Annotated in this window: 24 protein-coding genes and 1 pseudogene; 12 read left to right on the forward strand and 13 right to left on the reverse strand. The window is 74.2% G+C overall.

Going from position 1 to position 23484, the window contains the following annotated elements:
- The first annotated feature begins 1 nt into the window (after position 1).
- A complete protein-coding gene (locus tag EKG83_RS17370) occupies positions 2 to 1333 on the forward strand; it encodes an LLM class flavin-dependent oxidoreductase (protein WP_265590338.1) in 1332 nt (443 codons plus the stop codon).
- A gap of 42 nt (positions 1334 to 1375) precedes the next feature.
- Here the strand turns inward: EKG83_RS17370 and EKG83_RS17375 are convergent, their stop codons facing one another.
- The 3 genes from EKG83_RS17375 to EKG83_RS17385 form a co-directional block, all read right to left on the reverse strand.
- Entirely contained in the window at positions 1376 to 2977 is a 1602-nt protein-coding gene (locus EKG83_RS17375) for an alpha/beta hydrolase (protein WP_153278182.1), read from the reverse strand.
- Between the two features lie 353 nt (positions 2978 to 3330).
- Positions 3331 to 4077, reverse strand: a complete 747-nt coding sequence (locus tag EKG83_RS17380) for an endonuclease/exonuclease/phosphatase family protein (RefSeq protein ID WP_033433979.1) — start codon at positions 4075 to 4077, stop codon at positions 3331 to 3333.
- 52 nt (positions 4078 to 4129) lie between these two features.
- A complete protein-coding gene (locus EKG83_RS17385) occupies positions 4130 to 5347 on the reverse strand; it encodes an MFS transporter (protein WP_194283031.1) in 1218 nt (405 codons plus the stop codon).
- A 239-nt stretch (positions 5348 to 5586) separates the two neighbouring features.
- Here EKG83_RS17385 and EKG83_RS17390 point away from each other — a divergent pair, with 239 nt between their 5' ends.
- Positions 5587 to 8694 carry an amidohydrolase family protein gene (locus tag EKG83_RS17390; RefSeq protein ID WP_051766606.1) on the forward strand — a complete coding sequence of 1036 codons (3108 nt, stop codon included), beginning with the start codon at positions 5587 to 5589 and terminating at the stop codon, positions 8692 to 8694.
- 96 nt (positions 8695 to 8790) lie between these two features.
- Here EKG83_RS17390 and EKG83_RS17395 read toward each other — a convergent pair whose 3' ends face one another.
- Positions 8791 to 9612 (reverse strand): SDR family NAD(P)-dependent oxidoreductase, encoded by an 822-nt coding sequence (locus tag EKG83_RS17395; protein WP_033433978.1) that lies wholly within the window; start codon positions 9610 to 9612, stop codon positions 8791 to 8793.
- 254 nt (positions 9613 to 9866) lie between these two features.
- Here EKG83_RS17395 and EKG83_RS17400 point away from each other — a divergent pair.
- Positions 9867 to 10037 (forward strand): annotated as a pseudogene (locus EKG83_RS17400) (Atu4866 domain-containing protein); the annotation flags it as partial.
- Positions 10038 to 10111: 74 nt separating this feature from the next.
- Here EKG83_RS17400 and EKG83_RS17405 read toward each other — a convergent pair.
- The 4 genes from EKG83_RS17405 to EKG83_RS17420 form a co-directional block, all read right to left on the reverse strand.
- On the reverse strand, positions 10112 to 12502 hold the full coding sequence (locus tag EKG83_RS17405) for an ATP-binding cassette domain-containing protein (RefSeq protein WP_033433977.1): 2391 nt from the start codon (positions 12500 to 12502) through the stop codon (positions 10112 to 10114).
- 51 nt (positions 12503 to 12553) lie between these two features.
- On the reverse strand, positions 12554 to 12964 hold the full coding sequence (locus EKG83_RS17410; RefSeq protein WP_033434046.1) for a VOC family protein: 411 nt from the start codon (positions 12962 to 12964) through the stop codon (positions 12554 to 12556).
- 5 nt (positions 12965 to 12969) lie between these two features.
- A complete protein-coding gene (locus tag EKG83_RS17415; RefSeq protein WP_228122652.1) occupies positions 12970 to 13407 on the reverse strand; it encodes a helix-turn-helix transcriptional regulator in 438 nt (145 codons plus the stop codon).
- Between the two features lie 78 nt (positions 13408 to 13485).
- Positions 13486 to 14004, reverse strand: coding sequence for a hypothetical protein (locus EKG83_RS17420; RefSeq protein WP_051767107.1), 519 nt, complete (start codon positions 14002 to 14004; stop codon positions 13486 to 13488).
- A gap of 634 nt (positions 14005 to 14638) precedes the next feature.
- Between EKG83_RS17420 and EKG83_RS17425 the strand changes: the two genes are divergently transcribed.
- Both EKG83_RS17425 and EKG83_RS17430 read left to right on the forward strand, forming a co-directional pair.
- Positions 14639 to 15070: a tyrosinase family oxidase copper chaperone gene (locus EKG83_RS17425; RefSeq protein WP_033433705.1), complete on the forward strand. Its 432-nt coding sequence runs from the start codon at positions 14639 to 14641 to the stop codon at positions 15068 to 15070.
- Between the two features lie 10 nt (positions 15071 to 15080).
- On the forward strand, positions 15081 to 15902 hold the full coding sequence (locus EKG83_RS17430) for a tyrosinase family protein (protein WP_033433706.1): 822 nt from the start codon (positions 15081 to 15083) through the stop codon (positions 15900 to 15902).
- Positions 15903 to 15907: 5 nt separating this feature from the next.
- On the opposite strand, the gene EKG83_RS17435 is transcribed toward EKG83_RS17430, so the two are convergent.
- The gene (locus EKG83_RS17435) at positions 15908 to 16975 is read right to left on the reverse strand and encodes an FAD-dependent oxidoreductase (protein WP_033433707.1); all 1068 of its coding nucleotides are present in this window, start codon (positions 16973 to 16975) and stop codon (positions 15908 to 15910) included.
- Positions 16976 to 17107: 132 nt separating this feature from the next.
- Between EKG83_RS17435 and EKG83_RS17440 the strand changes: the two genes are divergently transcribed.
- From EKG83_RS17440 to EKG83_RS17470, 7 genes are all read left to right on the forward strand, one after another.
- Positions 17108 to 17248 carry a hypothetical protein gene (locus EKG83_RS17440; protein WP_153278184.1) on the forward strand — a complete coding sequence of 47 codons (141 nt, stop codon included), beginning with the start codon at positions 17108 to 17110 and terminating at the stop codon, positions 17246 to 17248.
- A gap of 166 nt (positions 17249 to 17414) precedes the next feature.
- Positions 17415 to 17621, forward strand: coding sequence for a heavy-metal-associated domain-containing protein (locus EKG83_RS17445; RefSeq protein ID WP_033433708.1), 207 nt, complete (start codon positions 17415 to 17417; stop codon positions 17619 to 17621).
- A 48-nt stretch (positions 17622 to 17669) separates the two neighbouring features.
- The gene (locus EKG83_RS17450; RefSeq protein ID WP_033433709.1) at positions 17670 to 18626 is read left to right on the forward strand and encodes a hypothetical protein; all 957 of its coding nucleotides are present in this window, start codon (positions 17670 to 17672) and stop codon (positions 18624 to 18626) included.
- The gene (locus EKG83_RS17455; RefSeq protein WP_051766539.1) at positions 18619 to 20901 is read left to right on the forward strand and encodes a heavy metal translocating P-type ATPase; all 2283 of its coding nucleotides are present in this window, start codon (positions 18619 to 18621) and stop codon (positions 20899 to 20901) included. Before EKG83_RS17450 ends, EKG83_RS17455 begins: the two co-directional genes overlap by 8 nt.
- 353 nt (positions 20902 to 21254) lie before the next feature.
- Positions 21255 to 21962, forward strand: coding sequence for a hypothetical protein (locus EKG83_RS17460; RefSeq protein WP_084716875.1), 708 nt, complete (start codon positions 21255 to 21257; stop codon positions 21960 to 21962).
- Positions 21935 to 22225 carry a hypothetical protein gene (locus EKG83_RS17465; RefSeq protein ID WP_033433711.1) on the forward strand — a complete coding sequence of 97 codons (291 nt, stop codon included), beginning with the start codon at positions 21935 to 21937 and terminating at the stop codon, positions 22223 to 22225. Before EKG83_RS17460 ends, EKG83_RS17465 begins: the two co-directional genes overlap by 28 nt.
- Positions 22207 to 22446: a hypothetical protein gene (locus tag EKG83_RS17470; RefSeq protein ID WP_153278185.1), complete on the forward strand. Its 240-nt coding sequence runs from the start codon at positions 22207 to 22209 to the stop codon at positions 22444 to 22446. The genes EKG83_RS17465 and EKG83_RS17470 overlap by 19 nt, the downstream gene beginning before the upstream one ends.
- Before the next feature lie 75 nt (positions 22447 to 22521).
- Here the strand turns inward: EKG83_RS17470 and rpsR are convergent, their stop codons facing one another.
- The 4 genes from rpsR to rpmB are packed head-to-tail and all read right to left on the reverse strand — an operon-like array spanning position 22522 to position 23469.
- Positions 22522 to 22755 (reverse strand): 30S ribosomal protein S18, encoded by a 234-nt coding sequence (gene rpsR, locus EKG83_RS17475; RefSeq protein ID WP_033433713.1) that lies wholly within the window; start codon positions 22753 to 22755, stop codon positions 22522 to 22524.
- Between the two features lie 9 nt (positions 22756 to 22764).
- On the reverse strand, positions 22765 to 23061 hold the full coding sequence (gene rpsN, locus EKG83_RS17480; protein WP_033433714.1) for a 30S ribosomal protein S14: 297 nt from the start codon (positions 23059 to 23061) through the stop codon (positions 22765 to 22767).
- Position 23062: 1 nt separating this feature from the next.
- The gene (rpmG, locus tag EKG83_RS17485; RefSeq protein WP_033433715.1) at positions 23063 to 23230 is read right to left on the reverse strand and encodes a 50S ribosomal protein L33; all 168 of its coding nucleotides are present in this window, start codon (positions 23228 to 23230) and stop codon (positions 23063 to 23065) included.
- A complete protein-coding gene (gene rpmB, locus EKG83_RS17490; protein WP_033433716.1) occupies positions 23230 to 23469 on the reverse strand; it encodes a 50S ribosomal protein L28 in 240 nt (79 codons plus the stop codon). Before rpmB ends, rpmG begins: the two co-directional genes overlap by 1 nt.
- Between the last annotated feature and the right edge of the window lie 15 nt (positions 23470 to 23484).

The raw sequence follows: 23484 nt of genomic DNA on the forward strand, positions 1-23484 counted from the left end.
GTTGTCCGCACGCGAGCTCCACCTCAACGCGTTCCTGATGGGTGTCGGCCACCACGAGGCCGCCTGGCGGCACCCGCGGACCGACCCGCACGCGCACGACGACGTGGCGCACTTCCAGGAGCTGGCGCGGATCGCCGAGCGCGGGAAGTTCGACTCGGTGTTCCTGGCCGACGGCGTGCAGGTCATGGGCGACGTGCGGCACAGCATCGCCCACCGGTTCGAGCCGGTCACGCTGCTGACCGCGCTCGCCCAGGCCACCGAGCGCATCGGGCTGATCGCGACCGCGTCCACCGGCTTCAGCGAGCCCTACAACCTGGCCCGGCTGTTCTCCTCGCTCGACCACATCAGCGGCGGCCGGGCGGGCTGGAACATCGTGACCACGGCGGGGGACCGGTCGGCGCAGAACTTCAACCGCGAGGTCAACGCCGAGCACGCCGAGCGCTACCAGCGGGCCGCCGAGTTCCTGGACGTGGTCACCGCGCTGTGGGACTCGTGGGAGGACGACGCGCTGGTGGTGGACCGGGAGTCCGGCGTGTTCGCCGACGACGCCAAGGTGCACGAGATCAACCACAAGGGACGGTTCTTCTCCGTGCGCGGCCCGCTGAACGCGGTGCGCAGCCCCCAGGGCCACCCGCTGCTGGTGCAGGCGGGCTCCAGCGAGGACGGCAAGGCGTTCGCGGCGACGTGGGCGGAGGCCGTGTTCACCGCCCACCAGACCTACGGCGACGCGGCCGCGTTCTACGCGGACCTCAAGCGCCGCGTCACGGCGCAGGGGCGGTCCGCCGACGACGTCAAGGTGCTGCCCGGGATCGTCCCGGTGCTCGGCGGCACCGAGGCGGAGGCGCGGGCGCTGGCCGACTCGCTCGACGACCTGATCATCCCGACCCGCGCGGTGCGGCAGCTGACCGAGCTGATCGGCGTGGACCTGACCGACCACCCGCTGGACGAGCGGTTGCCGCCGCTGCCGCCGGTGAGCCACGTCAACGGCGCGAAGAGCCGCTTCGAGCTGGTCCGCGACCTGGCGGAGCGGGAGGGGCTGACGCTGCGGCAGGTGCTGCGCCGGCTCGGCGGCGGGCGCGGGCACCAGGTGGTCGTCGGCACGCCCGAGCAGGTCGCCGACCACGTCGAGCTGTGGTTCACCACCGGCGCGGCGGACGGGTTCAACGTGATGGCGCCCCTGCTGCCGTCCGGCCTGGAGGACTTCGTCGACCACGTGGTCCCGCTGCTGCGGGCGCGCGGCCTGTTCCGCGCGGAGTACTCCGGCCGCACCCTGCGCGAGCACTACGGCCTGCCGCGGCCGGTCAGCCGTTACGCCGAGGTGGTGCCGGTGTGATCGCGGGGGCGCCCGGACCGGTGCGGTCCGGGCGCCCCGGCTTCAGCCGGGCAGCGGACCGATCACCTTGGTCAGCCGTTCGACCTCCCGCAGCGGGTTCGGCACCGCCGCGGTCCTCGCCGCGGGTTCGGGCAACGGCATCCCGGCGCAGCTCAGGTCACCGGGCGGCACGACGCCGTCGACCAGGTAGGACTCCACCACGTCGTTGACGCACGCGTTGTCACCCCCGTAGATGCCGTGGTCGCCCTCGTCGGTCACGGTCAGCAGCCGCGAGCCGGCGAACCGCTCGTGCGCCCGCCGCGCACCCTCCAGCGGGGTCGCCGGGTCGCGCACCGACTGCACCATCAGCACCGGCGGCACGCCCCGGCCCGTCGGCGTCGGCAGCCGGACGTCATCCGGCCGGTCCCAGAACGCGCACGGCCCGGCCAACCGGTACCAGCCGAACAGCGGGTACCGGGTGCCGTCGCGCTCGGCCTCGCGGGCCAGGCTGCGCGCGTCGCCGCGGAACGGGGTGTCGTTGCACAGGATGTTCATCAGCGTGCCCTCGGTCGCGTCGGCGACCGGGTCGACGGCCGCGGCGGTCGTCGCGGCAGCCGTCGGCGGCTGGTCGACCAGCGCGACGAGCCGGGCGAACTGCCGGCCGGTCTCGGGCCAGGACGCCTTCGCGTAGAGCGAGTTGAACAGGCCCAGGTCGAACTGCGTGGCGGTGACCACCGTGCCGTCGGGCAGCACCACCGGCCGCTCGACCAGCTTGGACCGCACCCGCTCGTAGGTGCGCCGCACCTGCTCGCCGTCCGAGCCCAGGTGGTAGAGCGAGTCGTGGCGCCCCAGCCACGGCGCCAGGTCGACCCGGAACCGCCGCTCGCCCGCCGCGCCGAACACCGAGAACACCTGCTGCCACGGCGCGGTGAACTCGGCGTTGGAGTCCAGCACGAACCGCTCGACCCGGTGCGGGAACGCGGTGGCGTAGTGGGCGCCCAGCCACGTGCCGCCGGAGTAGCCGACCCAGCTCACCTTCCTCCTGCCGAGCAGGTGGCGCAGCAGGTCCAGGTCGCGCACGGTCTGCTCGGTGGTGATGGCGCGCCCGAGCGCGCCGGACTTCTCCTGGCAGGTCCGGGCGTACTCGGCCATGGCGTCGTGGACGGCGTCGACGTTGGCCCGGCCGCGGTCCCGGGGGTCGAGGTGGAAGGGGTAGGTGAGGCCGCCGCAACTCGCCTTGGTGCTGTCACCGGTGCCGCGCACGTCGATGCCGATGATCTCGGCGTTGTCGGTCAACCGGGTGCGGTTGCCCGCCAGGAACATCAGCGGCAGCATCCGCCCGCTCGCGCCGGGGCCGCCGGGGTTGGTGAGCACGGTCGTCCTGCTGTCGGCGGGTTTGAGCCGGCTCACCGCGATGGTGATGTCGGTGGGGTCGTGGGGGCGGTGCCAGTCGAGCGGGGCTTTGTAGGAGCCGCACTCCAGGCGTTCCGCACCCGGTGGGGCCTCGGCCGGCACCTCGGTGAAGCAGGGTTTCCAGTCGATGGCCTGGGTGAGGTAGTGCCGCGGTGTGCCGGGCGGTGATTCGGCGGTCGCTTCGGTGGTCAGGAGGCCGCACGCCAGAAGTGGGGTGGTGAGGGCGGCGGTCATGCGCGTCGTTCGTCTCACGCGGCCATTCCAGCGTTGGTGTTCGTGCTTCGACGTCCGCCTGGGGTCTCTGCGATGATCACCGCCCAGGCGGGTTGACCGCGCGCGTGCCGATCGGTTATGCCGCTCGGGTCTGGTTGGTGGGTGCGCATGTGGGTGGGGTTCGCGTCCGGGCTGTTCCCCGAGGCGGGGCTCGGCCCGCCGGTGAGCGGGGAACGGCTCGGCGCCGCGGGATGTGGGGGACCGACTGCGTGTGGTCCCCGGAGCGGATCGTCGAGCTGGACCTCCACTTCCGATCCGACCCTCCGGGAGTTGTCCGCGCCGTTCGACGAACTGCTGTTCATCCCCGCGGGGGTTCCCGGACCACCGCGCGGTCAACGCCGCAGCACCGCCCGCACCACGAGCGCGTCGTGGTCCGTGTACGTCGTCGGCTCGATCTCCGGCACGGGCGACGCGAGGTCGCCGTAAGCGTGCTGGATTCCGGGCGCCTGCACCGCCGCCGCGTCGGTCAGGGTCCAGTGACCCGCCGGCGCGCAGGAGGTGCGCCGGTTGACGTCACCGGCGAAGGCGGTCGGTCGCCCGCGGGAGGCCAGGACCGCCGCCAGTTCGGCGCACTGGGCCGAGTTGGTGGTGCCCGGGGCCTCGCCGTCGGTGGACAGGTGCGTGGTGCACACGTCCACCCGCCGCGCGGTGGTCACGCACAGCCAACGTCGTTGCTCCACCCCGCTGAACACGGAGAACGGCGCGTCCTCCGACGCGCGGATCGCCTCCTTGGTGAGCACGGCGTTGCCGAACACCCCGCGCCCCTCCGGCGACTTGCACGCCAGCGGCGCACCCCGGTAGACCACCGTGGCGAAGCGGTGGTGGTAGCCGGTGCGCGCGGCGATCTCGGCCACGTCGCCGCTGCACGCCTCGTTGAGCGTGACGGCGTTGACGTCGTTGGCCCGGATGCGCTCGACGACCTCGTCGACGATCTTGGGGTACTCGGTCTTGCCGTAGCACCCGGCGTAACCGCTGGAGCAGACGTTCATGTGCAGCAGGGAGTAGGGCGGCTTCGCCGCGGCGGTGGCGGGGAACAGCAGGCCGATGGCCAGCACGCAGCCCAGCAGGCGTCGGATCACGCTGCGATTGTGCTGACCCGGACGAGGAATCCGAAGGTCGCGGGACAAGAGTTCACCCCGCGGACCGCTCCCGGTCGTCCCGGCGCGGCACCGACCACCACGACAGCGCCGCCGCCACCGCGCCCAGCACCGCCAGCAGCACGAACACCGGCGAGTAGCCGCCCAGCACCGCCGCCAGCGCGGTGCCCGCCCACGGCGCGAGGGCCGCGGTGATCGCCATCGGCGCCTGGAGCAGGCCGCTGAGGCGCCCGTAGTGGGCGGTGCCCCAGCGGTCGGACACCGCGGTCGCCTGGACCAGGGTGAAGACGCCGCGGGCGGTGCCGGCGAGCACGGCCGCGGCGACGAGCAGGGCCGCCGGGCCGGGCAGCAGGCCCAGCAGCAACGTGGTGGTCGAGGCCACCAGCAGGACCGCGGCGGTCCTGGCGCGGACGCCGGTGGCGGCGACGAAGCGCGGGTAGCCGAGGCGGCCGAGCACCTGGCCGAGCCCGCCCAGGCCCAGGGTCCAGGCGGCCGCGGCGGTGGACAGGCCGCGCTCGGTCAGCAGCGGCACCAGGGCGACCACGACGGCGTAGACGGACAGGGCGCCCAGGGCCAGGGCGGCGACCAGCACGAGGAAGGGCCCGCTGCGGGCGACCGCGCTCGGGTCGTGCCCGGTCCGGTGCTCGTGCCGGGGCCACGGCGGGCGCAGCCCGAGCGCGTGGGCGGGCACGGTGACCAGGGCCAGCAGGCCGGCGAGCACCAGGTACGCGCCGCGCCAGCCCAGGTGCGCGGCGAGCCCGGCGGTCAGCGGCGCGAACACGGTGCTGGCCAGGCCGCCCGCCAGCGTCACCGCGGTGAGCGCCTGGACGCGGCGTTCGCCGTACCAGCGGGTCAGGGCGGCGAACGCGGGCTGGTAGAGCACGGCGGCCATGGCGGCGCCGATCAGCGCCCAGGCGCCGGTGAACCACGGCAGCGAGCGCGCCGAGGCCATGGCGACCACCGCGAGCGCCGCCACCACCGAACCCGCGGTCATGACGACCCGCGGCCCGTGCCGGTCCAGCACCCTGCCCAGCGGGACGCCCACGGCCGCCGAGACCAGTTGGCCCAGGGAGAAGGCCGCCGTCACGGAGGAGGGCGACCACCCCGTGTCGCCGCTGATCGCGGGCGCGAGCACGGGGAAGGCGTAGAAGAGGACGCCCCAGCCGGTGACCTGGGTCAGGCACAGCACCGCCAGGACGCGCCGGCCGACCACGTCCGCCGGGCGGACCGGCCGGACCTCAGGACCGCGCACCCGGCGCCGTCACGTTCGCCGGGAACTCGTCCAAGATCCCTCCCGCATCGTCTTCCCCGATCATAGGGAGGCCGGGAACATCGATAAACATCGATCGAGCCGGCCGGTGGCCCGGCACCGGTGCGCATCGGCTGTCGGGCGGAGCGCAACCTCACCCGAACGGACCGCGCGCGTCGCCGCCGGCGTGGCAGGCTGATCGTCGAGCAGGCCGGAATGCCCACCGAGGGGGGAGACCTCGCATGGCGTCGGAGGACTTGTCACGCAGGGACCTGCTGGTCCGCGGCAGCCAGGTGGCCGCCGCGCTGGGGGTGGCGGGCGCGGGCACCGCGCACGCCGAGCCGCAGGCGGACCAGCACACCGAGCAGCACGACGGCGCCCGGGTCGCGCGGCTGCGCGAGGGCACCAACACCTCGGTCGCGCGGTCCCCGGACGGCAGGTGGCTGGCCATCGACGTCGCCGCCTCGATCTGGGTGCTGCCCGCCGACGGCGGCCAGGCCCGCAGGCTGACCGGCCAGCTCCAGGACGCCACTCTGCCCACGTGGTCGCCCGACGGCCGGACCATCGCCTTCCAGTCCTACCGCGACGGGAACTTCCACGTCTACCTCGTCGACGCCGCCGGCGGCGAGCCGCGCAGGGTGACCAGCGGCTCGTACGACCACCGGGAGCCCGCGTTCTCCCCGGACGGCCGGCGGATCGCGCTCACCAGCGACCGCGGCGGCAGCTACGGGGTGTGGCTGCTCGACCTGGCCTCCGGCGCCCTCACCGCCCTGACCGGCCCGCCGGACGAGGTGGGCGCCCCGCGCTGGTCCGCGGACGGCAGGCGGCTGGTGTTCGCGGTCAACGAGAACGCCGTGGACGTCGTCACCGTCGACACCGGCGAGCGCGTCCGGGTGGCCACCGCGCCGACCGGCGCCCGCGTCCTGGGCGCCGGGTTCGGGCCGGACGACCGCACGCCCTGCTACACGCTGCTGCGCCTGGACCGGGCAGACCTGGTGCTGGGCGACCGGCAGCTGACCGACGGTGAGGACGTCTTCGGGTTCGCCGCCACCTGGGTCGGCCGGACGGTGCTCTACACCGCCGACGGCCGCATCCGCCGCCGCGACCTCGACGGCCCGGTGCGCGACATCCCGTTCGAGGCGACCGTGCCGGTCACGCCGCGGGCCCCGCGCCGCCGCGCGCCCGGCCTGGACGCCGTCGCGCCGACCCCCGTGCGCGGCATCGCGAGCCCGGTGGTGTCCCCGGACGGCAGGCAGGTCGCGTTCCGCGCGCTCAACGCCGTCCACCTGGTCCCGATCACCGGCGGCACGCCGCGCCGGCTCACCGACGGCCGCTACTTCGACTCCGACCCGGACTTCGCGCCGGACGGCCGGTCGCTCGTGTACTCCAGCGACCGGAGGGGCGTGCCCGCGCTGTGGTCGCGCGACCTGGCCACGGGGGAGGAGGAGTTCCTGGGCGGCGCGCCCGGCGCGCAGACCACCCCCCGGTACGCGCCCGACGGCACGCGGATCGCCTACGTCGACCAGGACGGCGCGGTGTGGGTCCTGGACGTGCCGACGGGCGGGCGGCGGCAGGTGACCCCGGCGCTGTTCATGCCGGGCAGGCCCACGTGGTCGGCGGACGGCACCGTGCTCGCGCTGGCCGCGGTCAAGCCGTTCTCCCGCCGCTTCCGCGAGGGCACCAGCCAGGTGCTGACCGTCGACCTGGGCAGCGGCGAGCTGCGCTACACCGAGCCGATGCCGTTCCGCTCCATCGCCACCCGGGGCGACGACGGCCCGGTGTGGTCGCCCGACGGGCGGCACCTGGCGTTCGTGGTGGAGAGCACGGCCCACGTGGTCCGGGTCGACGCGGCCGGCCGGTTCCTGGGCGACCCGCGCCAGGTGACCCGCGAGGTGACGGACTCCCTGGCGTGGTGCGGGTCGGACACCCTGGTGTACCTGTGCAACGGCAGGCTGCGGCGCGTCGGGCTGGACGGCGGCCCGGCGCGCACCATCCGCCTCGACTTCACCTGGCGCAGGCCCAGGCCGCCGGAGCGGACCGTCATCCACGCGGGCGCGGTGTGGACCGGCGAGCAGGACCGGCTGCGCCGCGACGTGGACATCGTGGTGGAACGCGGCCGGGTGAGCGAGATCCGGCCGCACCGGGCGTCGGCGGGCGACCGCGTGGTCGACGCGCGCGACCTGGTCGCCATGCCCGGCCTGGTCGACGCGCACAACCACTGGCACCTGCGCGGCAGGCAGTGGGGCGCGCGGCAGGGCAGGCTGTGGCTGTCCTACGGCATCACGACCACCCGCTCACCCGGCGACCCGGCCTACCAGATGGTCGAGACCCGGGAGGCGCTGGCGGCCGGGACCCTGGTGGGCCCGCGGTTCTTCGGCACCGGCGAGGCGGTCGACGGCTCGCGCGTCTACTACAACTTCATGCGCCCCACGCTGTCCCGGGCCCAGCTCGACCTGGAGCTGAAGCGGGCGCTGGAGCTGGACTACGACATGGTCAAGACCTACGTGCGGCTGCCGGTGGAGCTGCAGCGCGAGACCGTCGAGGCCGCCCACCGCGCCGGCGTGCCGCTGTCGTCGCACTACCTCTACCCGGCGGCGGCCTTCGGCATGGACGGCATGGAGCACGTCGGCGCGACCAACCGCCTGGGCTACTCGCACACGATCAGCCGCACCGGGCGCGCCTACCAGGACGTGGTCGAGCTGTTCGTGACCTCCGGCATGTCGGTGACCCCGACCCTGTTCCACTCCCGCGCGCTGTACGCGGAGGACAAGTCGCTGGTGACCGACGAGCGCACCCGGGTGCTGTACCCGCCGTGGGAGTACCAGCGGTACGTCGCCGACGCGGACCTGGCGGGCACGCCCGCGTCCACGTTCTCGCGCGAGGTCCTGGCCGGCTGGGTGGACGCGGTGCTGCGCGTCCACCGCCGAGGGGGGCTGGTGATCTGCGGGACGGACGCGCCGCTGGACTCGGTGGCCACCTCGACGCACCAGAACCTCAGGGCCATGGTGGAGTTCGGCTTCACCCCGTTCGAAGCGCTGACCACGGCGACCCGCAACCCGGCGACGTGGCTGGGGCTGTCCGGGCAGATCGGCGTCCTGCGGCCCGGCGCGCACGCCGACATCTCGCTGGTGTCGGGCGACCCGCTGGCCGACATCAGGGCGGCGGCCGCGGTGCGCCGGGTGTTCGTCGGCGGGGTGGGCCACCGGGTGGAGGACCTGCTCGCGCCGTTCCGGCAGGCCCCGGCGGTCGAGCTCCGCGCGGCCCTGCCGCCCGCCCCGTCGGCCGCGCACGTGCACGAGCACTGGTGGCACGAGCCGGAGTGGTCGTCGCACGTGTGCTGCGAGGGGTGAGCCGAGGGCCGGGGTCGGCGCGCTCGAACGGCGCGCCGACCCCGGGCGGTCGCGGATCGCGGCCCCTGGCCCTCCCCGCGACCGCCTCCGGTCACCTCAGCCCCGGGCGTGAGCGGCCGCGACCAGTCGGTCCGACAGCTCCCGGAGCCGGCGCCGGGCGTCCGGGTCGTACGCCTGGTCGTGGGCCCGCTCCTCGCGCACGCCGTTGTAGTAGCGCCCGGTCAGCTCCGACGCCGGGCCGGTGATCAGCCGCAGGGTCGCGTCGCCGCCCTCGGCCACGGTGCTGCACGGTTCCGTGCCGGACTCGCGCACCATGGTCGTGGCCATGTAGGTGGCCGGGTGCAGGGTGTTGACCACGGGGCTGCCACCCAGCTCCTCGGCCAGGTCGAAGGTGAACATGACCTGCGCCAGCTTCGCCCGCCGGTACGCCGTCACCCCGTCGTAGGCGCGTTCGAGCATCGGGTCGGCGAAGTCGACGGGGTACTGGCCCGCCGAGGCCACGTTGACGATCCGCGACCCCGGCGCGGCGCGCAGCAGCGGCAGCAGCAGCCGGGTGAGCCGGTACCCCGCCAGGTAGTTGACCGCGAACCGCAGCTCGACCCCGTCGGCGCTCAGCTCACGCCCCGAGCCCGGCCGGCCGAACCCGATGCCCGCGTTGTTCACCAGCACGTCCAGCCGGTCGAGGTGCCGCGCGACCTCGTCGGCCAGGCGGTCGACCTCGCGTAACGAGGCCAGGTCGGCGACCAGGACGACGGGGTCGGGACCACCGGCCGCCCGGATCTCCGACCGCACCCGCTCGGCGCGGTCGGCGTCGCGCCCGTGCACGAGGACGCGCGCGCCGGCCGCGCCGAGGCGCACGGCGAGGTGGCGGCCGAGGCCGTCGGTCGAGCCGGTGATCAGGACTGTCTGGCCGTTCATCAGGTGCTCTACCTCCAGGTGGTGACGGGGCGTTCGCCCCCTGTCCGAAGGCTAGTCCGGTGATCCACTCGGTGTGGATCGGTTCAGGGGTCACCGCGTTCCGGCACGGCCAATGGACCGCGTGGCGCGGTTCTGCGGTAGAGCCATCCGGCGAGTTCGGCTGGACGTGCCGCACCCCGGAACCGCGGGGCCTCCCGCCTCCGCCCGCCGCGCCCGAGACTCGGAGCGGAACAACCGGCGAAGCGGAGTGAGCGATGACGAACGACAACACCGCGCCCGACGCCGACGTGGTCGGCATGTGGGTCACCGCGGACGGCCACATCCGGCAGGAGCTGCGCGCCGACGGGCGCTACGACTTCACCGCGACCGGGGCCATCCGGGACGGCGTGCTCCACCACGAGCACCTCATGCTCTACCGCGAGTCCGCCCACGGCTGCGGACCGGTCGGCGCTGACCGACCGGGGACGGGCCCGCGCGGGGCCCGTCCCCGGTCGGCGCTTCAGGCGCCGACGTAGTCCGCCAGGTGCTGCCCGGTGAGGGTGGAGCGGTCGGCGACCAGGTCCGCCGGCGTCCCCTCGAACACGACCCGACCGCCGTCGTGGCCGGCGCCGGGGCCCAGGTCGATGATCCAGTCCGCGTGCGCCATCACCGCCTGGTGGTGCTCGACGACGATGACCGACTTGCCGGAGTCCACCAGCCGGTCGAGCAGGCCGAGCAGCTGCTCGACGTCGGCCAGGTGGAGCCCCGCGGTCGGCTCGTCCAGGACGTAGACGCCGCCCTCCTCGGCCATGTGGGTGGCCAGCTTGAGCCGCTGCCGCTCGCCGCCGGACAGGGTGGTGAGCGGCTGGCCGAGGGTGAGGTAGCCGAGGCCGACCTCGGCCAGCCGGTCGAGGACGGCGCGGGCCGCGGGCGTGCGGGCCTCGCCGGCGCCGAAGAACTCCCGCGCCTCGGCCACCGACATGGCCAGCACCTCGCTGATGTCGCGGCCGCCCAGGTGGTGCTCCAGCACCGAGGCGTGGAACCGCCTGCCCTCGCACTCCTCGCAGGTCACGGCGGTGCCGGCCATCACACCCAGGTCGGTGTAGACGACGCCGGCGCCGTTGCAGTCGGGGCAGGCGCCCTCGGAGTTGGCGCTGAACAGCGCGGGCTTCACGCCGTTGGCCTTGGCGAACGCCTTGCGGATCGGGTCGAGCAGGCCGGTGTAGGTCGCCGGGTTGCTGCGGCGCGAACCCCGGATGGGGCTCTGGTCGACCGACACCACGCCCGCGCTCGCCGGGATCGACCCGTGCACGAGCGAGCTCTTGCCGGAGCCGGCGACGCCGGTCACCACGACGAGCACCCCGAGCGGGATGTCCACGTCGACGTCGCGCAGGTTGTGCTTCGACGCGCCGCGGACCGCCAGCCTGCCGGTGGGCTCGCGCACGGCCGGCTTGAGGGCGGCCCGGTCGTCGAAGTGGCGGCCCGTGGTGGTGCCGCTCGCCCGCAGGCCCTCCACGGTGCCCTCGAAGCAGACGGCGCCGCCGCCCGCGCCGGCACCGGGGCCGAGGTCGACGACGTGGTCGGCGATCACGATCGTCTCGGGCTTGTGCTCCACCACGAGCACCGTGTTGCCCTTGTCCCGCAGGCGCAGCAGCAGGTCGTTCATCCGCTGGACGTCGTGCGGGTGCAGGCCCGTGGTGGGCTCGTCGAAGACGTAGGTGACGTCGGTCAGCGACGAGCCGAGGTGGCGGATCATCTTGACCCGCTGCGCCTCGCCGCCCGACAGCGTGCCCGACGGCCGGTCCAGCGAGAGGTAGCCCAGGCCGATCTCCACGAACGAGTCCAGGGTGTGCCGCAGCGAGGCCAGCAGCGGCGCCACCGACGGCTCGTCGAGGTCGCCGACCCACCGGGCCAGGTCGGTGATCTGCATCGCGCAGGCGTCGGCGATGCTGGTGCCCCGGATCTTCGACGACCGGGCCGCCTCGCTGAGCCGGGTGCCGCCGCAGTCGGGGCAGGCGGTGAAGGTGGCCGCCCGGTCCACGAACGCCCGCACGTGCGGCTGCAGCGACTCCCGGTCCTTGCTGAAGAACGACTTGCGCACCTTGGGGATCAGCCCCTCGTAGGTGAGGTTGACGCCCTCGACCTTCACCTTGGTCGGCTCGCGGTGCAGGAAGTCGTGCATTTCCCGCTCGGTGAACTCGCGGATCGGCTTGTCCGGGTCGACGAAGCCCGACTCGGCGTAGACCCGCACCGTCCAGAAGCTGTCCGACTTCCAGCCGGGGATGGTGATCGCGCCCTCGGACAGCGACTTCGAGTCGTCGTAGAGCTGGGTGAGGTCGATGTCGGAGACCGTGCCCCGGCCCTCGCAGCCGGTGCACATGCCGCCGATGCGGGTGAAGGTCTCCTTGACGGTCCTGGTCTTGCCGGCGCCGCGCTCGACCGTGATCGCGCCGCTGGCCCGCACCGAGGGGACGTTGAAGGAGAACGCGTTGGGCGAGCCGACGTGCGGCTGCCCGAGCCGGCTGAACAGGATGCGCAGCATGGCGTTGGCGTCGGTGGCGGTGCCGACCGTGGAGCGGACGTCCGCGCCCATCCGCTGCTGGTCGACGATGATCGCGGTGGTCAGGCCCTCCAGGACGTCGACCTCCGGGCGCGCCAGCGTCGGCATGAAGCCCTGCACGAAGGTGCTGTAGGTCTCGTTGATCAGCCGCTGGGACTCCGCCGCGATGGTGCCGAACACCAGCGAGCTCTTGCCCGAGCCGGACACGCCGGTGAACACCGTCAGCCGGCGTTTCGGGATCTCGACGCTGACGTCCTTGAGGTTGTTGACGCGCGCGCCGTGCACGCGGATCACGTCGTGGCTGTCGGCAACGCCCGGCTCGACCGCCCGCGTACCCGTCCTCGTGGCCATGCTCGTCCTGTCTCCGTGTTGTGTTCGAGGGGCTCTTGCCGGTGGGAGGGTTCAGCGCGCCTGCTGGATGCGGACCATGTTGCCCGCGGGGTCGCGGAAGGCGCAGTCGCGCACGCCGTACGGCTGCTCGGTGGGCTCCTGGACGACGTCGGCGTCACGCGACCGCAGCCGCTCGAAGGTGGCGTCGAGGTCCTTGGTGGCCAGGTTGATGCCGCCGTAGGTGCCCTTGGCCATCATCTCGGCGATGGTGCGGCGCTCGTCCTCGGTGATGCCGGGGTCGGCGGCCGGCGGGTGCAGCACGATGGAGGTGCCCGGCTGGTCGGGGGAGCCGACGGTGATCCAGTGCAGCCCGCCGTGCTCGACGTGGTTGCGGACCTCGAAGCCGAGGGCGTCGCGGTAGAAGGCCAGGGCGGCGTCCGCGTTGTCGTGCGGGAGGAAGCTGCTGTGCACCGTGATGTCCATGGCGGTCACGGTAGGTGCGGGTCGGAATGCTTCGCTTCTCGATTCCTGACCGGTCTGGTGACCTGCTTGGCGATGCACGAGGGCATGCCGGCGGTGGCGAGCGCGGCCTGCTTGCGGTAGGCGCTGGGGGACATGCCGACCAGTTCGGTGAAGCGGGTGCTGAAGGTGCCCAGCGAGGAGCAGCCGACCGCGAAGCAGACCTCGGTGACGCTGAGGTCGCCGCGCCGGAGCAGGGCGGTGGCGCGCTCGATGCGCCGGGTCATCAGGTAGCTGTAGGGCGACTCGCCGTAGGCCAGCCGGAACTGGCGGCTGAGGTGCCCGGCCGACATGTTCACGCCGCGGGCCAGCGCCTCCACGTCGAGCGGCTGGGCGTGGTCGCGGTCGATCCGGTCGCGCACGCGGCGCAACCGCGCCAGGTCGCTCAGGCGCTGCCCTGTGGTCACCTGCGGGATCGTGCCACACCGGTGGGCTGTCCGGACCCGTCCCGGGGCCGCCGGTCGGGCGGCCCCGGGTGCGGTGCGTCACGGCGACGGCGTCGACGTGGTCGTCGTCGGGGAGGACAAGGTGCAGGAGGACGAGTTGGTGGACGAGTTGGTGGGCGAGGTCGGGACGGTGGTCACCGGCGGGCCGCCGGCGGCCAGGCGGGTGCCGCTGCAGTAGTTGGTCTCGACCCGGGCGTCCGACGAGTCGCCGGTGGCGAAGATCAGGTAGTCGGAGCCGGTGCTCATGGTGATGCCGCAGGTGCCGGAGTGGATCGAGGTCAGCACGTCCACCGCAGGCGGCACGTCGCCCTTGTACTCGGTCTGCACCTCGACCCGGAAGCGGTACCGGTCGTCACCCACCGTGGACGGGTCGTTCTGCTCGGTCTCCACGGCGGTGACCCTGCCGCTGAACACGTGCTGAGCCCGCTGGTAGCGCTCGCCCTCGGTGCTGGGCACGCAGCTGCACGCGCTCGCCGGGCTGGTGAACACGGCGGTGAGCAGCGCGGTGGTGATGGTCAGGACGCCGGCGGTGTGGGCGAGCGGTCGTAAGCGCGCCAAGGCAACCCCCTCGTGGGTTCGGGACGGTTGTGGCGGTGTGGGGCAAGGGTAGTGTTCGGTGATCGGGGCGGGCCAGGGTTCCGCGCGCGTGGCTGCGGGGGTCCGGCGGCGGTTCGGCCCTTCGGTCGGGCGCCCTGCACCGCCCATCCCTTGTTCTGGCCATCCTTTGCCCGCCGCCCCGCCGCCCCGCCGCCCTGCCGCGCCGCCGCGCCGCGCCGCCCCGCCGCGCCGCCGCGCCGCCCCGCCGCCGCGCCGCCCCGCGCCGCCCTGCGGCCCCGCCGCCTCGCCCTGCCGCACGCCGCCGCCCTGCCCTGCGGCCCCGCCGCCGCCCCGCCCGCCGTACCCGCCCCGCCCGCCGTGCCGCCGTGCCGCATCACCCCACCCCACCCCGCCCCGCCTACCGCCCCATCCGTCCCGCGCCACCCCTTCAGCCCGCTTCCCTGACCCGACCCCCCACCGAGCCTCCCGAACGGGTGACACCCCCACCCAGAGCCCGCACCACCACCAACCCCCGTCACCTACCCAGGTGAGAACCCAACACGTACGGCTGACCCTCGTTGTCGTCCACGTATCAAATGGCGAGGCTGCCAAGCAGGTGCTCCCACCCCCGCGACGACCCACCCCAGAGGCCCCCATGACCAACATGACCCGCCGCGACGTGCTCCGCTACACCGCGACAGCAGCCCTGGTCACCGCCACCGCGGCGGGCTACGCCAACCTCACCGCCTCCGGCGCCGCCGCCGACCAGGGCGCACCCACCGACCCCCGCGACTTCGAAGAGGACTACAGGGGCAAGAAGATCAAGGGCGAGCACGACAAGGCCAACGGCAAGCACAAGGTCCACATCAACGGCCGCAAGCTGGGCGTGGCGCAAGTCGAGCTGCCCGTGGCCCCCGAGTCGACCGCGACCTACACCGCCGTGATCAGCACGGTCAACCACTTCGAGCCCATCCCCCTGGACGAGGGCCCCCACAAGGACGGCCTCAAGAGGCTGGCCAAGCTCGCCGTGGACCAGCTCGGCGACCAGGAGCTGACCCAGCACGCCGACCACGAGCACCACAGCTGAGAGGCCCGCCATGGGAACCCGCAAGAGCGTGGCCGCCCTGACGGCCGCGGAGAAGGCCGACTTCGTCGCCGCCGTCAAGGCGCTCAAGGCGCAGACCACCGGTCACAACTACGACTGGTTCGTCAGCACCCACATGACCTACTTCAGCACCATCGACGACCACAACTACGCGCACCGGTCGCCGTCGTTCCTGCCGTGGCACCGGCAGTACCTGGTGGAGTTCGAGAACGCCCTGAAGGCGATCAACCCGGCGGTCGACCTGCCCTACTGGAACTGGACGGCCAACCGCTCGGCCACCGGCGCCCCCTTCACCTCCGACTTCATGGGCGGCAACGGCTCCGGCGGCAACGGGCCCGTCACCACCGGCCCGTTCGCCGGCGAGGCCAGGTGGCGGATCAACATCAGCGCCACCTCCTCGACGTCCCTGCGCCGGGCCATCGCGGTGCGCGGCTCGCTGCCCACGTCGTCCAACGTCGACACCGTCATGAACGTCTCCACCTACGACGCGTCGCCCTGGAGCTCCGCCTCCAGCAGCGGCATGCGCAACCGCGTGGAGGGCGGCCTGTCGCCCGACCTGCACGGGCGGGTCCACAACTGGGTCGGCGGGCACATGGCGCAGACCGACTCGCCGAACGACCCGGTGTTCTTCCTGCACCACTGCAACATCGACCGGCTGTGGTCCCGGTGGCAGCGCAGCTGGGGCTACGGCGCCGGCCGCTACCAGCCCGGCGGGAGCGTCAGCAACGTCGTGGACGTCGACGAGGCGCTGCAGCCCTTCGGGGTGACCGTCTCCTCGGTCCTGGACCACCGGGCGACCTACACCTACGCCTGACGGCGTCAGGCGCGGTCGGGGAACGAGCCGTCGCCGAACAGGACGCGGGACGCGGCGGCCCGCCCGAGGGGTGTGCGCAGCAGCGCGAACGCCGCCTCGGTCGCGGCCGGCCCGCGCGTGCGGGACAGGGCCCCGCGCAGCAGCAGCCGGAGGCGGAACCGGGCGCGCAGGGCCCCGCCGTCGTAGCGGCGCAGCACCGACGGGTCGCCGGTGCGCAGGTAGTCGCCGGTGACGGCGGCGGCCAGCCCGGCCATGCGCAGGCACGGGTCGAGGCCGCCCGCGGTCAGCGGGGACACCGCGCCGGCCGCGTCGCCGACGAGCAGGCCCTCCGGGCAGGCGATCCGCCGCAGCACGCCCCCGACGGGGATCAGGCCGCCGCGGCGGCGCACCGGGCCGGTCGGGGTCGGGACGCCGGGGAACCGCTGGTGGAACGAGCGCAGCAGCCGCGGCAGCGGCGCGGCCAGCCGGTCGGGGTGCCCGGCCAGGCCCACGTGCGCCTCGTGCCCGTCGTCGACGAGCCAGGCGAGGTAGCCGGGGGCGAGCCGGGGGTCCAGCACGCAGTGGAACGTCGGCGCGGACGCGCTCGGGCCGACCGGGAAGACGTCCTCGACGCCGACCAGGAACCGCCGGTTGGCGTCCAGGCCGAGCCGGCGCGCGACCGCGGACCGGGCGCCGTCGGCGCCGACGGTGAAGCGGGCCGTGACGCCCGCCGACGGGTAGGGGACGCCCAGGCGGACCCGCGCGCCGGCCGCCTCGGCCCCGGAGAGCGCGTGCGCGTAGACCGCGGCCATGTCGGCGACGCGGTACTCGTCGCGCGGGCTGACCAGCTCGACCGGCGCCCGCAGCGACGGCGGGTGGAGCACGACGCGGCGCACCGCCGGCCCCAGGTGGCGGTGCGGCAGCGCGAAGTCCTCCAGCGTGCGCCGCACGAAGATCCCGGTGGTCCGGATGCCGGTGTCGAGGCGGGTGCGCCGCTCGCACACGAGGACGTCGAAGCCCCGTGACGCCAGTAGCCGCGCCGTGTGCAGGCCGGCGAGCCCGGCGCCGACGACGAGCACGTCCACGCTTTCCACGCCGCCGACCGTAGGGCCGGTGCCGCGGTCCGCGCCCGGACCGCCACAGCACCTCCACCAAGGATTCACATCCCCTCCGCAGTCGGCTTCACGGCGGTCGGGGGACGTGCGCGCGAGCGCCCCGGGGGCGATGTGAAGAACCTGTGGTGGTGGCTGCGCGGCCACCGGGTGGGAGTCGGACGGGGTGACACCGCCGGGGACCGGGTGCGCGCGCAGCCGGTGCTGTGCGGGTTGCCGGTCGTGGAGGCGGTGGCGGTCGGCCCGTCCACCTGAGTGCGGCCCTACCCCCGCCCGGTATCCTCACGATCTCGACGCGATCCGTGGGCCGGGTCACCCCGCGGTTGCCCGCGGTACCCCCGGGGGGTATAAATGGCGTGCCCCGGAGGGGCGCCCGGTGCCTTTCGGACACCGTGCACACCACGATCGCGAGGAGCAGTCGATGACCGAGTCCACCTACACCGTCAGCGGGATGACCTGCGGCCACTGCGTGGCGTCCGTCACCGAGGAGGTCTCGCAGATCCCGGGTGTGACCGGTGTGGACGTCGACCTGGCGACCGGCGCGGTCACGGTGACCAGCGCCGAACCGGTGGCCGAGGCGGACGTCCGCGCGGCCGTCGAGGAAGCGGGCTACGCGCTCGCCGGCTGAGGGAACCGCGGTGGGGCGCAAGGCCCCGTCATCTCACAAGGACTTGACATGAGCACAGCAGCGAAGCTCTCCGCCTACGGCGTGGTGCTCGCCCTGGTCGCCGGTGGCGCCTGGGCGGTCGGGAGCGCTGTCGGTCCCCTGTCCGTCGAGGCCGCGGGCCGCGACGGGGCCGGCGCGGAGGGCGCCGGCCACGGGGACGACCACGGCGCCGCCGTCGCGGGAGCGGAGCGGGAGCAGGACCACGGGCAGGACCAGCCGGCCGGGCTGGCGTCGTCCCGGGGCGGTTACACCCTCACGCCCCTCGGCACGGCGCTGACCGCCGGGACCACCGACACCTTCTCGTTCCGGGTCACCGGCCCGGACGGCGCCGCGGTGACCGCCTTCGACGTCGAGCACGACCAGCGGATGCACCTGGTCGTGGTGCGCCGCGACACCACCGGCTACCGGCACGTCCACCCGGAGATGGCCGCCGACGGCACCTGGACCACGTCCCTGGACGTGGCCGGCGCGGGCTCCTACCGGGTGTTCGCCGACTTCAAGCCCACCGGCGGCCCGGCGACCACGCTGGGTGTCGACGTGACCGCGGCCGGTCGGTTCGACCCCCGGGAGCACGCGCCGTCGCGGGTGGCCGAGGTCGACGGCTACCGGGTGCGGCTGGACGGCGACCTGGTCGCCGGGCGGGCCTCGGCCGTGACGGTCACCGTCAGCAAGGACGGCGCGCCCGTCACCGACCTCCAGCCGTACCTCGGCGCCTACGGCCACCTGGTGGCACTGCGCCAGGGCGACCTGGCCTACCTGCACGTCCACCCCGAGGGCGCACCCGGTGACGGCCGGACGGCCGCCGGGCCCGGGGTCTCGTTCGTCGCCGAAGTACCCTCGGTGGGTGACTACCGGCTGTTCCTGGACTTCCGGCACGGCGGCGTCGTGCGGACCGCGGAGTTCACGGTGACCACCGCGGGTACCCCGGTCGGGCACGGGGAAGAGGAGGGGCACGGTCATGGCTGAGGCTCGGGTCGAGCTGGCGATCACCGGGATGACCTGCGCTTCGTGCGCCAACCGGATCGAGCGCAAGCTCAACAAGCTCGACGGCGTGACCGCGAGCGTCAACTACGCCACGGAGAAGGCGCACGTCACCTTCCCCGCCGACCTGGACCCGCTGGACCTGGTCGCCCAGGTCGAGGCGGCCGGCTACCGGGCGGCGCTGCCCGCCCCGGAGCCGGAGCGCGCCGAGCCGGCCGAGGAGGACCCGACCAGGTCCCTGCGGCAGCGGCTGCTGGTGTCCGCGGCCCTGGCCGTCCCGGTGGTCCTGCTGGCCATGGTCCCGGCGCTGCAGTTCACCCACTGGCAGTGGATCTCGCTGGCGCTGGCCTCGCCGGTGCTGGTGTGGGGCGCGTGGCCGTTCCACCGGGCGGCGTGGGCCAACCTGCGGCACGGCGCGGCCACCATGGACACCCTGATCTCGATGGGCACGCTCGCGGCGTACGGCTGGTCGCTGTACGCGCTGCTGTTCGGCACCGCGGGCACGCCCGGCATGACCCACCCGTTCGAGCTGACCGTGCGGCGCACCGACGGCGCCGGGGCGATCTACCTCGAAGTCGCCGCGGGCGTGACGGTGTTCATCCTGGCCGGCCGCTACTTCGAGGCCCGCGCCAAGCGGCGGGCGGGCGCGGCGCTGCGGGCGCTGCTGGAGCTGGGCGCCAAGGACGTGGCCGTGCTGCGCGAGGGCCGCGAGACCCGCGTCCCGATCGCCGAGCTGCGGGTGGGCGACCGGTTCGTGGTGCGGCCGGGCGAGAAGATCGCCACCGACGGCGTGGTGGACGAGGGCAGCTCCGCGGTCGACGCGAGCATGCTGACCGGCGAGTCCGTGCCGGTCGAGGTCGGCCCCGGCGACGCCGTGGTCGGCGCCACGGTCAACGCCGGCGGACGCCTCGTCGTGCGCGCCACCCGCGTCGGCTCCGACACCCAGCTGGCGCAGATGGCCAAGCTCGTGGAGGACGCCCAGAGCGGCAAGGCGCAGACCCAGCGGCTGGCCGACCGGATCTCCGGGGTGTTCGTGCCCGTGGTCATCGCCCTCGCGGTGGGCACCCTGGCGTTCTGGCTCGGCGCCGGCGGAGGGGTGTCGGCGGCGTTCACCGCGGCGGTGGCCGTGCTGATCATCGCCTGCCCGTGCGCCCTGGGCCTGGCCACGCCGACCGCGCTGCTGGTGGGCACCGGCCGGGGCGCCCAGCTCGGCATCCTGATCAAGGGCCCGGAGGTGCTGGAGTCCACCCGGCGCGTCGACACGGTGGTGCTGGACAAGACCGGCACCGTCACCACCGGCCGGATGGGCCTGGTCGCCGTGCGCGCGGCGGACGGGGTCGACGAGGACGAGGTGCTGCGCCTGGCCGGCGCCCTGGAGCACGCCTCCGAGCACCCCGTCGCCAAGGCCGTCGCCGCCGGCGCGGCCGAACGGGTCGGCGAGCTGCCGGACGTCGAGGACTTCCGCAACCACGAGGGTGTCGGCGTGCAGGGCGTGGTCGACGGCCACGCGGTCGTCGTCGGCCGCGAGCGGCTGCTGGCCGAGTGGGCCGTCCACCTCGACGAGGACCTGGCCGACGCCAAGCGGGCCGCCGAGCAGCGCGGCCACACCGCGGTCCTGGTCGCCTGGGACGGGGAGGCCAAGGCCGTCCTCGCGGTCGCCGATGCGGTCAAGCCCACCTCCGCCGAGGCCGTCCGGCGCCTGCGCGGCCTCGGGCTGACCCCGGTCCTGCTGACCGGGGACAACGAGGCCGCCGCCCGCGCGGTCGCGGCCGAGGTCGGCATCGACGAGGTCATCGCCGAGGTCCTGCCGAAGGACAAGGTCGACGTCATCGCCCGCCTGCAGGGCGAGGGCAGGGTCGTGGCGATGGTCGGTGACGGCGTCAACGACGCCGCGGCGCTGGCCAAGGCCGACCTCGGGCTGGCCATGGGCACCGGCACGGACGCCGCGATCGAGGCGAGCGACCTGACCCTGGTGCGCGGCGACCTGCTGGCCGCGGTGGACGCCATCCGGCTGGCGCGGCGCACCCTGGGCACGATCAAGGGCAACCTGTTCTGGGCCTTCGCCTACAACGTGGCCGCCCTGCCGCTGGCCGCCGCCGGCCTGCTCAACCCGATGATCGCCGGTGCCGCCATGGCGTTCTCCAGCGTGTTCGTGGTGAGCAACAGCCTGCGCCTGCGCGCGTTCCGCGGCGCCGTCCCGGCCGAGCGGTCGGCCGGGGTCCGGGCCGCCTCGGCGAAGGTGCCCGCCGGCGTGTCCTGACACTCCACCGCGCGGACGACGCCCCCGGAGCCCCGGCTCCGGGGGCGTCGCGCTGCGTTTGCGCCAACGCCGGAATGCGCTCCACCGGGAGCGCTCCGGGCACCGGGGGTGCCCGGTCTGGTGAGGGGGCACTGTTCCGGTGGGACGCAGGCTTCTGCGTGGGTTCGTGCTGCGCGTTTTCGGCAGTGCGATGGCCGCCGTGCCGGCGGCGGGTGTGGTGACCGGTGCGGCCGCGGCCGAGGAACCGGTGGACGGCGGGGCGGTGCCCGCACCGGGCACGTGGAGCCCGTCGCCGGGGGTGAACCGGACGCCCGTGGGCGGTCCGGCGCCCGACCGGCCCTGGCGGGCCGCGGGTGAGGTGCAGGCGCAGCGGCCGACGTGCTCGGGTCCGGGACTACGGCGTCCTGCCGTCGTACCCGGTGGAGCGGCACCAGGTCGGCGACCGGTTCGAGGTCCTGGTCAACCTCGCCAACCGCAACGTGGTGCCCGCCTACCGGGAGCTGACGGTCAAGGGCACCGGGCTGAACCCGGTGGTCGACCGGTTCTTCAACACCTACGGGGGCATCAGCCCGGGTGGCGAGTGGCTGCTCGGCCACGACGCCACCGGCCTGGAGGTCTGGGAGGGCAGCGGCGTCATCCTCCACGGCCCCAACGGCAACACCGTGACCAACCGGTACCGCACCAACGGCAAGCTGGCCTCGGTCGTGGACGGCCAGACCCGGGTCACCCGGTTCGACTACGACGACGCCGACCGCCGCACCACCACCACCACCTTCCCGAGCGGGGCGGTGCAGACCAACGGTCTGGACACCGCCGGGCGGCACACCTCGATCACGGTGAGCAAGCCCGGTGCCGAGCTGTTCAAGGCCACCTACCGCTACGCCAGGCCCGACGGCACCGACACCGACAAGATCCAGGCCAAGACGATCCGGGGCGTGACCACCGACTACGCCTACGACGCGCTGGGTCGGCTGACCAAGGCCGGTAGCGGCGGCTACGGCCTGGACAACGCGGGCAACCTGCGGTCACCCACGTGTTCACCCGCACCGCGCTGGGGGTAACAGAGACCGTGGACAACGGGCAGCGCTCCGGCTACAGCCTCGCCGCCGAGTACACCTACGGCGCCGGCACCGGTTCCGACTGGGGCGGCTGGATCGGTGGCATCGTCGGCACCGCGGTCGGTGTGGGCCTGACCGCCGCCTGCCCGGCCACGGCGGGGCTGGGGTGCGTGGGCGCGGGCGGGTTGACGACGTCGGCGGGCGCCGCCACCGGGGCCCTCAAGGGCCTCCCGAAGGCGCCCGGCTCGTGGACGAAGTTCATCTGATGGTGCTGGACAACGGTTGGCCTCGCCGCGGCAGGCGTTACTACGCCGTGCTCCTCCCGCTGGTGCTGGCGGTGTCCGTCGGCACGCTCGTCCTCGACGGGCCGAGGTGGTTGGCGATCGGCACCGGTTCCCTGTTCGGGGGACTGGTCGTGGACGCCGTCGTGGACTGGCTGGAGTTCCGCCGAGGACGGGGTGAGGGCGGCCGCGACCGCCCGAGCTGAACCCCGGGTGGTGCTGTCGGGTCCCATCCCGGCCCGGCAGCACCACTGGGGCGGCGAACAGCCGCCGTGACGGGGTCAGCGGCCCTTGGCGGGGTAGGGGAGCAGGGCCATCTCGCGGGCGTTCTTGACGGCGGTGGCGACCTGGCGCTGCTGCCGCGGCGTCAGGCCGGTCACCCGGCGGGAGCGGATCTTGCCGCGGTCGGAGACGAACTTGCGCAGCAGGTCCGCGTCCTTCCAGTCCACCGCGGTCAGGCCGTGCTTGTGCAGCAGGTTGCCGCGGCGCCTGCCGGGGCGGTCGGGTCCGGGCACGTCGTCCTCCTACCAGCTCGACTTGGTCACGCCGGGCAGCTCGCCCCGGTGGGCCATCTCGCGCAGCCGGATGCGGGACAGGCCGAAGGCGCGGAACACGGCGCGGGGGCGGCCGTCGACGGTGTCGCGGTTGCGCAGCCGGGTGGGGCTGGCGTCGCGGGGCAGCCGTTGCAGCGCCCGCTGGGCCTCGGCGCGCCGCTCGGGGTCGGTGCGGACGACCTCCTTCAGCTCGGCGCGCCGCTCGGCGTGGCGGGCGACGGTCTCCCGGCGCCGCCGGTCGCGGGCGATCTTGGACTTCTTGGCCACTTCAGCGCTCCTCGCGGAAGTCGACGTGGCGGCGCGCGACGGGGTCGAACTTGCGCAGCACCAGCCGGTCGGGGTCGTTGCGGCGGTTCTTGCGGGTGACGTAGGTGTAGCCGGTGCCCGCGGTGGAGCGGAGCTTGATGATCGGCCGCACGTCGTTGCCCCTGGCCATCAGGGCTTCACCCCCCGGCGGCGCAGCTCGGCCACGACGGACTCGATGCCGCGCTTGTCGACGGTCTTGATGCCCTTGGCCGACAACGTCAGCACGACGTACCGGTTCTCCGAGGGCAGCCAGTACCGGCGGCGCTGGGTGTTGGGCAGCCAGCGCCGGGACGTGCGCCGGTGCGAGTGCGAGACCTGCTTGCCGTAACCGGGTGCGCGCCCGGTCACCTGGCAGTGCCGTGAGGACACCGCGTACCTCCACTT

Origin of the sequence: Saccharothrix syringae (genome assembly GCF_009498035.1) — a bacterium.
GTDB lineage: Bacteria > Actinomycetota > Actinomycetes > Mycobacteriales > Pseudonocardiaceae > Actinosynnema > Actinosynnema syringae.